This is a genomic window from Megasphaera sp. MJR8396C, from assembly GCF_001546855.1.
Classification (GTDB): Bacteria; Bacillota; Negativicutes; order Veillonellales; family Megasphaeraceae; genus Megasphaera.
The window spans coordinates 23,515-36,953 of sequence record NZ_KQ958210.1 but is presented as its reverse complement, the minus strand read 5'-3'; the positions used below and the strand labels follow the sequence as shown (position 1 = coordinate 36,953).

General features: G+C 50.5%; 10 protein-coding genes. 6 read left to right on the top strand and 4 right to left on the bottom strand.

The genetic code is table 11. From position 1 onward, the window contains the following. Window positions 1-68: 68 nt before the first annotated feature. From glmU to clcA, 3 genes are all read right to left on the bottom strand, one after another. Entirely contained in the window at window positions 69-1,442 is a 1,374-nt protein-coding gene (glmU, locus tag HMPREF3201_RS10880) for a bifunctional UDP-N-acetylglucosamine diphosphorylase/glucosamine-1-phosphate N-acetyltransferase GlmU (protein WP_062413086.1), read from the bottom strand. A gap of 142 nt (window positions 1,443-1,584) precedes the next feature. Further along, window positions 1,585-2,148 carry a peptidoglycan-binding protein gene (locus HMPREF3201_RS10875; protein ID WP_082709441.1) on the bottom strand — a complete coding sequence of 188 codons (564 nt, stop codon included), beginning with the start codon at window positions 2,146-2,148 and terminating at the stop codon, window positions 1,585-1,587. A gap of 259 nt (window positions 2,149-2,407) precedes the next feature. Continuing rightward, the gene (clcA, locus tag HMPREF3201_RS10870; protein WP_062413084.1) at window positions 2,408-3,991 is read right to left on the bottom strand and encodes a H(+)/Cl(-) exchange transporter ClcA; all 1,584 of its coding nucleotides are present in this window, start codon (window positions 3,989-3,991) and stop codon (window positions 2,408-2,410) included. A 199-nt stretch (window positions 3,992-4,190) separates the two neighbouring features. Between clcA and HMPREF3201_RS10865 the strand changes: the two genes are divergently transcribed. The 5 genes from HMPREF3201_RS10865 to HMPREF3201_RS10845 all read left to right on the top strand — a co-directional run bounded on the left by HMPREF3201_RS10865 (window position 4,191) and on the right by HMPREF3201_RS10845 (window position 10,020). Next, window positions 4,191-5,381 (top strand): M20 metallopeptidase family protein, encoded by a 1,191-nt coding sequence (locus tag HMPREF3201_RS10865; RefSeq protein ID WP_062413083.1) that lies wholly within the window; start codon window positions 4,191-4,193, stop codon window positions 5,379-5,381. Between the two features lie 70 nt (window positions 5,382-5,451). Next, a complete protein-coding gene (locus HMPREF3201_RS10860) occupies window positions 5,452-6,426 on the top strand; it encodes an AEC family transporter (protein WP_062413082.1) in 975 nt (324 codons plus the stop codon). Window positions 6,427-6,699: 273 nt separating this feature from the next. Further along, complete coding sequence (locus HMPREF3201_RS10855) at window positions 6,700-8,112, top strand: ammonium transporter (RefSeq protein ID WP_062413081.1); 1,413 nt, start codon at window positions 6,700-6,702, stop codon at window positions 8,110-8,112. Window positions 8,113-8,123: 11 nt separating this feature from the next. Beyond that, window positions 8,124-8,489, top strand: a complete 366-nt coding sequence (locus HMPREF3201_RS10850; protein ID WP_062413080.1) for a P-II family nitrogen regulator — start codon at window positions 8,124-8,126, stop codon at window positions 8,487-8,489. Between the two features lie 250 nt (window positions 8,490-8,739). After that, complete coding sequence (locus tag HMPREF3201_RS10845) at window positions 8,740-10,020, top strand: MFS transporter (protein WP_062413079.1); 1,281 nt, start codon at window positions 8,740-8,742, stop codon at window positions 10,018-10,020. Between the two features lies 1 nt (window position 10,021). On the opposite strand, the gene HMPREF3201_RS10840 is transcribed toward HMPREF3201_RS10845, so the two are convergent. Further along, entirely contained in the window at window positions 10,022-10,915 is an 894-nt protein-coding gene (locus tag HMPREF3201_RS10840; protein WP_062413078.1) for a LysR family transcriptional regulator, read from the bottom strand. 393 nt (window positions 10,916-11,308) lie between these two features. On the opposite strand from HMPREF3201_RS10840, the gene HMPREF3201_RS10835 reads away from it, so the two are divergent. Further along, window positions 11,309-13,315, top strand: a complete 2,007-nt coding sequence (locus tag HMPREF3201_RS10835) for an oxidoreductase (protein WP_062413077.1) — start codon at window positions 11,309-11,311, stop codon at window positions 13,313-13,315. Window positions 13,316-13,439: the final 124 nt, after the last annotated feature.

Genomic DNA, 13,439 nt, shown 5'->3' with positions numbered 1-13,439 from the left:
CTCCCTGATATGAATATTGTAATATATGATTCGATATAAAAACCGATAAACGCTAGGTGGAGAAAGTATTATTTCTTATATGTATCGTCTTTAACCCAGCCTTCGATATTGCGCTGCCGTGCACGGGCAACGGATAAGGATTTTGCCGGTACGTCTTTGGTAATCGTAGATCCGGCACCGACATAGGCATAATCACCGACCGTAACCGGGGCCACGAGGTTGCTGTTGCAGCCGACAAAGGCATGGTCGCCGATGGTCGTACGGTGTTTGATCTTGCCGTCGTAATTGACGGTAATCGTCCCACAGCCGATATTGACGTTCTGACCGACATCGCTGTCCCCGATATAGCTGAGATGGGGCAGTTTCGTGCCGTCACCGATCGTCGAGTTTTTGACTTCCATATAATTTCCGACTTTTACGTGATTGCCGATGACCGTATCGGGTCGGAAGTGGACGAAGGGTCCGACTTCACAGCCATTTTTGATCTGGCAGTCGTGGGCGTACATGAATTGGACATGGTCATCGTCGCCCATCTGTACATTGGTCATGCGGACATAGGGTCCGATGTGGCAGTCTTCGCCGATGACCGTATGGCCCTCGAGGATCGTCCCCGGATAAAGTACCGTATCGCGGCCGATGGTAACGGTCGTATCGACATAGGTATTATTGGGATCGATGATCGAAACGCCGTCAGCCATGAGCTGCTGAAGCTTGCGACGGCGCAAAATCTGTTCGGCTTCGGCCATTTGCTGGCGGGAATTGACGCCCAGCGTTTCGTCATAAGACGGTGCCGCAAAGGCGCTGACAATGTGGCCCGACGATACGAGCATGCCGATGATATCGGTCAGATAATACTCGCCCTGGGCATTGTCATTGGTAACGTTATGCAGCATATCCCACAAAAGGGGCATATCAAAGCAGTAAATGCCGGCGTTTACTTCGTCGACAAGGAGTTCTTCCGGCGTGCCGTCTTTCTGTTCGACAATTTTGACGACCTGCCCTTTATCATCGCGGATGACACGGCCATACCCCGTAGGATCCGGCATATGCGCCGTCAGTACCGTTGCCGCAGCACCGCTTTTTTCATGGCAGTCGACGAGGGCCGTAAAGGTCTCTGTCGTTACCAGCGGCGTATCACCGCAAGTGACTAAAAGGGTACCGGAAACGCCGTTTAACAGCGGTTCTGCCTGAAGTACGGCATGACCCGTACCGAGCTGTTCCTGCTGTACGACCGTTTCGGCCTGATCACCGAGGTAATCGCGGACCGTTTCCCCGCCAAAACCGACAACAACAATTTGGCGCGTCGTTCCGGCTGTCTTAACAGCCCGAAGCACCTGTTCCACCATCGGAACGCCGCCGACTTTGTGCAAAACCTTGGGGAGCTTCGATTTCATCCGAGTCCCTTTGCCGGCAGCGAGGATAAGTGCAATAGTATTTTTCATTCAGCAATAGCCTCCCTGAATTACATCACTATATAAATCCTTTTAAGGATACCACAAAACGGGGCGAAAAAAAAGGCTGTTGCACAACTTACTGTACAACAGCCCCTTTTCAGCTAATTGATATCCTAGCATCAACTTGAGATTAACCTAATACATAAACGACGACGTCTTGACGGCCAAAATTGAGGGCTTCACTCGTGGAGTCCATAGCCAAGTCAATACGGTCACCTACGATAGCTCCACCGGTATCGGCAGCCACGGCATAGCCGTAACCTTCGATGTAAAGCTGTGAGCCAAGGGGAATAACCGACGGGTCAACGGCAACCATCCCACGCTGGAGATACTGGCCGGTAGCCGTATAACCGCTGCCACCGCCATCTTGAGCCGTATAAGCCGTAGCTTCCATAACCAACCGACGCTGATGACCTTCCGTCGCCGACGCAGCTTCTTCCGGAACCGGACGGCCACTGGCTTCAGAGAGCGCTTCCATCGTCTGCGAGCCGACGATACCGTCGGCAGACAGACCATGGTCTGTCTGGAATTGTACGACAGCCTGCTGCGTCTGAGCACCAAAATCACCATCTGCACTACCGGACAAGTAGCCCGCATCTTGAAGCATATATTGAACGCTCTGAACAAGAGAGCCCTTCATTCCCATTTGTACACTTGCACAAGCCAAAGACGAAAATGCAAATACAAAGATCATTGTCACTAAGATTAACATACGATGTTTCAAAATACGATTTCGCAAAAAACCACCTCTTCGAATGAATACAATCTCAAGTACGTCCTGAATTATAGCAAACTCATCACCATAAGTCAAAAAAATGGATAGTTAAACCTACTTTTTGATTGTTTTATTCTCTGTTCTGATTACTTTCGAAACATCATATATGCCTTAATACTCAAGTATGACAGATATTTTTTAGCACCTAGTCTTATTTTTCTATAATTATTATACAATTTTACATGTTCTCGTCGCCTGTTCTCTCCACAATATTTCTTATCGCTTCGGCCCCTTCAATGGAGTCGGTCAGTACATAGAGGTAGTCTCCCGCTCGAAGACAAGTCTCATCATCAGGGATGATGTCGCCACTGCCGCGTTTTACGTCAACGATGGCCGTATGAGAGGGCCAGGCAATGCGTCCGATATACTTGCCGTCAGCCTGACTTCCACTGACGACGGTCAATTCTAAGAGGTTTCGCCGTTCACTCGACGATAAGGCAGGTTTATGCTTGGCCAGACTGCGCTGGAGCAGTACTTCATAAATCGGTTCGCCCCGAAAGAGCTGGGCCACGACGAGGGCTACCAAAGAGACCGTACACAAAGCCAACAGGTGTTCATAGGAACCGGTCATTTCCATAATGAGGATGGTCCCCGTAACCGGAGATTGAACGGAAGCGGCAAAAAAAGCGGCCATGGAAAGGACGACGATATTCGATAGATAATACGATGAAATAAGGCCCATCTGAATGAAAATAATTCCCACCATGCCGCCAGTCAGCGCCCCTAGTACCAGCATGGGCAAAAAGAAGCCGCCAGGAACGCCGCAGCCGTAACTGATAAGAGTGAAGAGAAATTTTCCGACCAACAAGAGGGCAAACAGCTGAAGGGACAGCGGCAGGGTGTACAAAGCGTTAACCAGCTCATTGCCACCGCCTAGGACGTCGGGAAAAACATAGCCTAAGACGCCGGCCATGCTCATGGCAAAGGCGATGGGCATATAGCGATTGCGAAATACCGGAAGCTCATAGAAATAATGTATATTTAGCAATCCTTTATTAAAAATCACCCCGGCAATTCCGACAATGATTCCCAAAATTACGGCCAGCCACATATACCGCAGAGGAAAGTGCGGCAAGATGCCGAAATGAAAAACCGGTTCCCGTCCAAAAAGGTAACGACTGACCATGGTCGCCATCAAAGCCGCTGCCATGGCCGGTGCCAGGACGACACCGGAAAAATTGCGGTGCAGCTCTTCCAAGGCAAACATGACGCCTGCCAGGGGCGCGTTAAATGCCGCCGCTAACCCGGCACTGGCCCCGGCTGTGATAAGGTATCGCTCCTCCATCCGCGTCCGTCCGAACAGACGACTCATCCCTTGAGCCGCGACGGCACCGATCTGAATCGACGGCCCTTCCCGACCTAAGGATAAGCCTAATCCGATGCCGAGTATCCCACCGACTAACTTGACCCAAAGGACGCGAAACCAGCGGAGGCGAATGGCCCCCAAGATGACCCCTTTGATCTGAGGTATCCCGCTGCCGCCGGCCTGCGGCTCATAACGACCGAGAAGCCATAGAATAAGGGCTGCCGCCAGTAACAGGGCAAACCATAAGCCATTTACAACGAGGCTGCCACCACTCAAGACGTTGGCATAAAACCACTGGCGCCAAACAGATCCTGTTTCGAGTCCCCAGCGAAAAAAGCTGATGACCGTTCCCGACAACAAACCGACTAAGATGCCTTCCAAAAAAAGCTGCAGCCGAAATCGAGGCCAATGGTTCAAAACGCGAAGAACCGCTTCCAACCGTGTATCACCATGCATATGCTCACATTCCTTTCTGACTCACTGTGAAAATTATACCACAGGAGTCGGTTGTTTCGTATAATAAGGATATATATAATATATATAAAGAGACCCTTCGAAACAGAATGAGCCAAAAAATCGGCCCCAATGGCAGGATTTCAAGCTTTATTATAGAATTATATACATATATATAGAAAACCGGAAGGAGGAGCGGCTTATGAACGACAGCTATAGACCGACATTCAATATTCACGAAGCAGTACGCAAAACCTTGCCTTATATGATGGAAATGAGAGAATATTTCCATGCCCATCCGGAATTGAGCGAAAAAGAATTTGATACCTGCAAGACCATTTTCCAAGAATTATCCCTGATGGGGATTGAAGACGTGCGAATCATCGCCGGCACCGGGGTAACAGGCCTGATACACGGGGCCCTTCCCGGTCCGGTCGTCCTCTTACGAGCCGATATCGATGCCCTGCCGCTGACCGAAAATTATGACTGCCCTTATTCATCCCTCGTCGAAGGGGTCATGCACGCCTGCGGCCACGACGGCCATGCAGCCAACTTATTGGGCGTCGCCAAGATTCTCAATAAGCACAAGGACTGCCTGCGCGGCACCATTCGCCTGGCCTTTCAGCCGGCCGAAGAGGGAAACGGCGGCGCAGCCCGCATGATCGACGCTGGCATCCTCAACCTGCCGCCCGTTGATTACGCCCTGGGACTTCATGTCGCTGGCAGCCTCCCCAAGGGCTACGTCGGGATCGGCCGCGGCGAAATCGCCTCCTCTTGCGATGATTTCACTATCACCCTCCACGGCCGAGGCGGTCACGGATCCCAGCCTTCAGCCTGCATCAGCCCGATCCAGATGGGCGTCGATATCATCCAATTGATCCAAAACTTCGTCTACAACCGCTATGCCGACGGCGATGGCATCGTCCTGACCTTCGGCCAATTCCAAGCTGGGCATAATCCCAACGTCATCCCCGAAACAGCCGTGTTAAAAGGAACGCTGCGGACGTATCACGAAGAAAAACGGCGCATCATCCTCGACGCCTTGGAACAGATTTTAAAAAATGTGACCACGACTTATGGCGGTTTCTTCGATTTAGACGTCGTCCCCTTCTCACCGGTCTGCGTCAATGACGACGGTGTAACCGACAAAGTCACCCAGATTCTGCAGCAGCATTGTGCCGATCGAGTCAAATTAATAGCCTTGAAGCGCGGCGCCGGATCCGAAGACTTTGCCTATTTCAGCGAAGCCGTCCCCAGTTCCTTTTATTACGTCGGCGTCTACGGTGACGCCCCGGTCAGCGGCCACTCTCCGGACTTCCACTGGGACAGCAACGCCTTGAAATATATGTGCGAAACCTTGCTGCACATCGTCTATTACTTCGAAAGCTATTGAGTGGCATTGTATAATTGCATATCCATAGTATAATGAGGGAGTATCCATATAATAAGGAGTGATATGACTCATGGTCTTCTGGTTCATCATTGAACATACGATGCTTCCGATTTTCGCCCTCGTCCTCTTAGGATATTTTCTCGATAAGAAATTCCATCTCGACGTAAAAACCTTATCGAAACTGATGTTCTACTTGGTCATTCCCAGCTTCCTTTTTACCAATATCTATACGACCCAGTTTCCCGAAACAAGCGTTAATATCATCGCGGCCATCGCCATCTTCATGGTGCTCTGTTTCGTCATCGCCAATATCGTCGGCCGTATCCGTCACTATGATGCCGCCATGCTGGAATCATGCCGCAACGCCTTTATGTTCAATAATACTGGCAATCTCGGCGTCGCCTTGATTATCCTCGTCTTTTCTCACGATCCCTTCGTCGTAAACGGGCAGACACCCTACCTTGCCGAAGCCATGGTCGTACAAATCATCATCTTTATGATTCAAAGCGTCGCCCTCAATACCCTTGGTCTCTATCAGGCCGGCCGCGGCAAATTAGCGGCGAGGGACACCTTGGCCGTCATGCTTCGCATGCCCTTACTGTACGTCTTAGCCGCTTCCCTGTTAGCCCGAAACGTGGGCTGGGATGCAGAAAACTTCTTCTTATGGCCCATCATGGGCATGGCCAGCAAAGCCCTTCTCCCCTTGGCCATGGTCAGCATCGGTGCCCAGCTGTCACAGACGAAGATCCACTGGCTCGATAAGGACGTCTGGATCGTCAGCATCCTAAAGATGACCCTTCTCCCCTTATTGGGGCTGGCCATGATTTACGGAGCCAACGCCTTTCGCCCGGGCACGTTTACAGCCGTCAGTGCGACGGTCTTTCTCATTTATTGCGCCATTCCGACAGCCGTCAATACAGCCTTGTTTGCCATCGAATTCGACAACAATCCCGACTATGCGACACAGATTGTCATGAACACGACGGCCCTCAGCGCCATATCACTGACCTTTTATATTTTCCTGGGCCATATTTTATTTGTTTAGGATGATTCCCATTATAATATTATATATTTTAGGTAAATTATGAGTTTTGTAAAATAAATTACCTCCATTCTGTTGACAACTTAACGTTTTGCTTTTATAATAAATTCATCAACAGAATAGACGCCGGCAATGAAGCCCAAGGTGATAGTCTTTCTATCCCTTGGGCTTTTCATATTCTGAGGATAATCACAATCGAACGATAGACAATGATGTCTCTCTTGATAGTATCTATCAGGACAGGCATCTTTTTTTATGGGTCAGGAGGCTACGAATATGAAACAATTAGGATCTCGTTTATCGGTCCTGCTGCCTTGTCTTTTCGCAGCAGCGCCTTCCGTTTTTGCGTCTTCCCCGGGAACGATAGATCCAGGCGATACCGCCTGGGTGCTCATCAGTGCGGCCTTGGTATTTCTCATGACACCGGGACTGGGCTTCTTCTACGGCGGCATGGTCCGCAATAAAAACGTATTGGCAACGATTATGCAGAGCTTCTTCATCGTCGCCATGATTTCCGTCGAATGGATTCTCATCGGCTATGCCATGACCTTCGGTACCGACATTCACGGTTTCATCGGGTCTCTTGATAAAATAGGCCTTACCGGTGTCGGCATGGCCGTCCTCGACAACGGAACGATTCCGGAACTGGCCTTCGTCGCCTTCCAGTGCATGTTTGCCGTCATCACGCCGGCCCTGATTACCGGCGCCTTTGCCGAACGCATGAAGTTTCATGCCTTTGTCACCTTCATCCTTATTTGGGCGCTCTTTATTTATAATCCCATGGCCCACTGGGTCTGGGGCGGCGGCTTCTTGGCCAAGCTCGGCGCCCTCGACTTTGCCGGCGGCCTGGTCATTCATATCCTATCTGGCGTTTCCGGTCTGACCCTCTGCGTCCTCTTAGGCCGTCGCTACGGATACGGAAAGAGTCCCATGGTCCCTCATAATCTTCCCATGACCGTCCTCGGCGCCGCCCTGCTTTGGTTTGGCTGGTTCGGTTTCAACGCCGGCAGCGCTCTCGGCGCCAATGAACTGGCTGCCAGTGCCTTTATCGCCTCTCAGGCCGCCGCTGCCGCCGCCACCGTCTCCTGGGTCGTCGTAGAATGGAAGGTTCAAGGCAAACCGACTATCCTCGGAGCCGCTTCCGGCTGTATTGCAGGCTTAGTCGCCATTACCCCGGCAGCAGGCTTCGTCACACCCCTTCCGGCCCTTCTCATCGGCGCCATCGGCGGTGTCATCTGCTACGTCGCCGTCGCCGTCGTCAAGACCAAGATCGGCTATGACGATTCTCTCGACGCCTTCGGGATTCACGGCATCGGCGGTACCTGGGGATCCATCGCCACCGGCCTCTGGGCGACGACCGACGTCAATCCCGCCGGTGCCAACGGCCTCTTCTACGGCAGCAGCCACCTCCTCGTCGCTCAGCTCATTTCTACGGCCGTCGCCTATATGCTGGCCATCGTCGGTACCTTCATCATCTTTAAAGTCATCAGCCTGTTCATGACGGTCCGCACCGATAGGGACGAAGAAATCACCGGACTCGACATTGGAGAACACGGCGAACAGGGGTACAATTACGCCATCACTGCCGGCAGTCCCCTTGAAGAAACGGCAGCCTTACCCTTAGAAAATACGGCCTTGAACCATGCTGCCGTCATCCATCAAACCGACATGAACAGTCACACGATATAGAGGTGATCGAGATGGAAGAACATACACTTACCAAAATAGAAATCATTACCCGTCCCAGTAAACTGGAAGAATTGAAGGAAGCCCTGAACAAGATCGGCGTCATGGGCATGACTGTCAGCCAGGTCTTTGGCTGCGGCCTCCAAAAGGGCTACGTCGAAGTCTATCGCGGCCAGCGATACAACATCAATTTGCTGCCGGGCATCAAGGTAGAAACCGTCGTCTGCGAAGTCCCCGTCGATCAGGTCGTCGAAGTCGCCGAAAAGGTCTGCCAAACAGGCCGTCCCGGTGATGGCAAGATTTTCATCTACCCCTTATCAGACGCCGTCCGTATTCGTACCGGTGACCGCGGTCCCGAAGCCATTATGGATGAAAAATAAAGAGATTCAAAAAAACAGGTATGCGAAGCGTAATCCTTCGTATACCTGTTTTTTTTGGATGCAAATTATAACGATCCATCGCCACAGAGAGAAATGCTTTTAAAAGATCAATAAAAAATACGTATCGATTTATGCGAAATAGGTAATAGTATCTATCTATAATCTTAGTTACAATAAAATTATTCATCCATATTATAAAGCTATCATTGCATGTGAATATTAGAACAAGTCAGGAAAGGAAGATGAACATATGATTCGTTCAAGTGCTAAGAAAACGAAGAAGCGGTGGTTTATGCTGTTTCTCTTATTTATCCTCACGGCCATCAACTACCTGGACCGGACCAACATGGCCGTTGCCGCCTCCAGTATGAGTGACGAACTCGGATTCAGCGCAGCCACGATGGGACTCTTATTTTCAGCCTTTTCCTGGTCCTACGGACTGATGCAGATCCCCGGCGGCTGGTTCATCGAACGCTTCGGTTCTCGTATCGTCTATACGGCCTCCTTATTCCTATGGTCCTTATTCACAATGTTCATGGGCCTTGGGAAGTCCTTCGCTTCCCTCTTCGGCATCCGAATGGCTATCGGGGCCGCCGAAGCTCCCGCCTTTCCTACCAACAGCCGCGTCGTTGCCGCCTGGTTCCCGTCTCACGAAAGGGCGACTGCCACGTCCATCTACACGGCCGGCGAATTCATCGGACTGGCATTTTTAACGCCTGTTTTATTTTGGATTTTAGAAACCTACGGTTGGCGGGAAATTTTCTATATCACCGGCTTTATCGGCATCGTCGCCAGCCTCTTTTGGTTCTTTCTCTACCGTGAACCCGGTCCCGAATCTGGTGCCAACCAAGCCGAACTGGACTACATCCGCCAAGGAGGCGGCTTAGGTGGCCAAACAGCGGAAAAACAAAAGATCACCTGGTCTCAAATTGCAGAATTATTTAAACATCGCCAACTGTTAGGCATTTACTTAGGTCAATTCGCAAATACGAGTACGATGTTTTTCTTCCTGACCTGGTTTCCGACGTATCTGGTCATGTCCAAAAATCTTCCCTTATTAAAGGCCGGCATCTACGCCATCATCCCCTATGTCGGCGCCTTAATCGGCGTCCTCCTCGGCGGCTATTGGTCCGACTTGATGCTGCGCCGCGGCAGTTCCCTTTCCAAAGCCCGTAAGCTGCCCATCATCTGTGGTCTCCTCTGTTCGATGACCATTATGGCAGCCAACTACTTCGATTCCCTGAACGCCATCATCGCCGTCATGGCCTTAGCCTTTTTAGGTCAAGGCATGGCCGCCATCGTTTGGAGTACCGTCGGCGACGTCGCTCCGGCTCATTCCGTCGGTCTTGCCGGCGGCGTCTTCAACTTCATCGGCAACTTAGCCGGCATCATCACCCCCATTGCCATCGGCGTTATCGTCCAAGCCACAGGCTCTTTCGTAGGTGCCATGATTTTTGTCGGCTGCATCGCCGCCATCGGCGTCTTCTCTTTCATCTTTATCGTCGGCGATCTTCACCGCATCGAAGAATAACTTATAAGGAACCCCTTTGCCATCGGGACAAGAGGAAATTCCGGAATCGTTCTACCACCGGCAATACTTGGGATTGACGAAGGAGCGCCAAAAACAGATAGCGGCGTTCAAAGGAATCGGCAATGGGAATCCGATCGAGATTATAGTATTGAAGTGTATAAAAATCAGGTAAAATGGCAACGCCATAGCCGGCCGCAACAAAGCCGGCCATGGCGTTGTCTTCTTCTACATGGCAGGCCGTCTTCAAGTGAACCTGAGCCTGTTCGAGGAGCTTATTGATCATCTCGTTTAAACCACTGCTCTTATCGAAGGCAATGATGGGGTACGGTTCAAGTTCCTTTAAGGAGACGGAGCCGCGGTTGCTCAAGGGGTGTCCCTTAGGGACGGCGACGACCAGTTCTTCTTCGGCAACAGGATAAAAGAGAACGTCCGGTTCATTCTCAACAGACGAGCAGAGGGCCGCGTCGATTTTCTCTTCTTTTAACTCCTTTATCAAAGCCGCTGTCGTCCCTTGGTGAAAGTCAAAGGTAATGCGGTCGTTGCCTTCAGCGGCCTGAAACTGGGTGATCATCTCCGGCACCAAAGTGTATCCCATGGTATAGATAAACCCCAAGGTGATCTTGCCCTGATCGGGACGCGTATAGGCTTTCATCAAGTCAACACCGCGTTCTAGCTCCTGCAGGGACCGTTTCACATAAGGCAAAAAAAGATGGCCATACTTATTCAAATAAATATTTCGTCCCCGTTTCTCAAAGAGCTGGATTCCCAGCTCTTTTTCCATTTCCCGAACGGCACGGTTAAGACTCGGCTCGGTAATGAACAAGGCTTCTGCCGCCTTTCGATAATGCTCGGTTTCAGCTAGTTTCAAAAAATATTGAAGTTGCTTTAAGTTCATAATACACTCCTTACGTATACCTTTTGCTCAAATCACGTGGCAAAAGCCAATAGATCGATAGCTTATTATTTATCACTCTCATCTCATTTTCTATCAATAAGATGCAATCGTTTATAAATCATAACGTTTGTAAAAAGCCGCATCGAATCCTGTATAGTCGCATAGTTATGCCGAAATTACATTCTTTTCAAGGATATTTCTTTTTGTTTTGACCTCCTTTTCTCGACATATCCTAGGCTTATTATATCATTTTCAATAGCTTTTTTGAATTGTTTCTCCGTATTTTAAGAAATTGTGTTATCAGTATTTTGTTCGTATAATAAGGGCGTATCAAAAATATAGTTCTATGTTTCACATAGATTTCAGTCCTATATAGAAGGAGGGTCTCTCTTTATGAGCCAGCAGTATCCACATATTTTTGAACCCTTCACGGTCAAGCGGACCACCTTCCGCAACCGCGTCATCATGCCCCCGATGGGTTCTAACCTCGCTACATTCACCGGCGAAGTATCGGAAGAAATGAAGAATTACTACGGTCTTCGCGCCCGCGGCGGCACGGCCTTGATCACCGTCGAAAACGCCTGTATCGACTATCCCTTAGCAACCAACGGGACGAAACAGCTGCGCATCGACAAGAAGCAGTTCATCCCCGGCCTCTATGAATTGACCGAACGGATTCACAAATACGGTGCTTTGGCATCGATCCAGCTCAATCATGCCGGCGCTTCGGCCTACCCGGAACGGCTGAATGGACTCCAGTCGGTATCGTCCTCGTCGATTCCTTCAAAAGAAGGCAACCCGGCACCGCGTCCACTCGACAAATGTGAAATTCTCAACATTGTCCAGAAATATGCCATCGCCGCTCAGCACGCCATTCAGGCCGGCTTCGACATGGTAGAAATCCACGGTGGCCATTCGTATCTGCTGGACCAGTTCTTATCTCCTCTGTATAATAAACGTACCGATGAATTCGGCGGTTCCTATGAAAACCGCGCCCGCTTTGCCCGTCTCGTCGTCGAAGCCGTCCGCAAAGCTGTCGGTCCTTGGGTTCCCATTTCCTTCCGTATTTCGGCCGATGAATTCATCGAAGGTGGCAACACCTTAGAAGATACGCTGAAACTCCTCGAATACATCGAACCGGAAGTCGACATTATCAACGTCTCGGCTGCCGTCAACGATTCCATCCAGTACCAGATTGACAAATGCGACATGCCCGATGCTTGGCGTGTCTACTTGGCCGAAGCCGTTAAAAAGAAATTCAACAAACCAGTCATCGCCTCCGGCAACATCCGCAATCCGCAGATTGCCGACCAGGTCATCGCTGAAGGCAAGACCGACTTCATCGCTATCGGCCGCGGCCTCATCGCCGATCCCGACTGGGCTCGCAAAGCGCAATACGGCCGTACGGACTGTATCCGTCAGTGTATTTCCTGCAACATCGGCTGTGCCGATCACCGCATTTCAAAATCACAGCCCATCCGTTGCACCGTCAATCCCGACGTCACCGGCGGCGATCAGTATAAGAAACAGCAGGTCACCCGCGACATTCACGTTGTCGTCATTGGCGGCGGTACGTCTGGTTTAGAAGCAGCTTGCTCGGCAGCAGAAGTCGGCTGTCGGGTCACCCTTCTCGAACGAGAAGATAAACTGGGCGGCTTGACCCGTAAGATTGCCTTGTTCCCGGAAAAGAGCCGTATCGAAGATTTCCCGGCTTACCTCGAACACCGCGCAGCCAAACTGCCGAACCTTACGATTCGCTTGAACACGACGGCAACGAAAGAACTCCTGGCAGAATTAAAGCCGGATATCCTCTATGCCGCAACAGGCTCTCGTCCGATGCTTCCGCCTATCGAAGGACTTCGTGAACTGACCGATGCCGAAGGTTCCAACATCCGTTCCATCTATGGCTTCATGGACAACATTCCTTACTACGAAGCCAATGCAGAAGGCAAAAAAGTCGTCGTCATCGGCTGTGGTGCCGTCGGTCTGGACGTCATGGAATTCTTTACCCTGCGAAAAGCTGAAGTCACGATGATCGAAATGATGCCTTCCTTCGGGAAAGACGCCGATATCGTTTCCAAGTCGACATTCAAAGAACTCTTAGAAAAACACCCCGTCGACATGCACCTCAGCACGGCGTTAGAAAAGGTTTGCCCGGATAAATTCATCGCATCCCACAACGGTGAATCTGCCGAGTACCCCTTCGATTATGGTTTCATCTGCATGGGCCTCGTTCCCGACATCCCGGCGGACAATCCCTTTGAAACCTATGCCAAAGAACAGGGAATTCCTTTCTGCAACTTCGGCAACAGCCGTAAGACGGGCCAAATTATTCACGGCACGGAACTCGGCCGCGACATCGTCGCTACGATCGACATGATCGGTGGTTTTGATGATTAAATGAGCAGAAAAACAGGATACTGCCGCCTTTTCAAGTGACAGTATCCTGCTGCTTATCTTTTTATACAACTACATGTGAAAATAAACACATGTGTTTTAAATACCTTATTCCATTATCTATAAA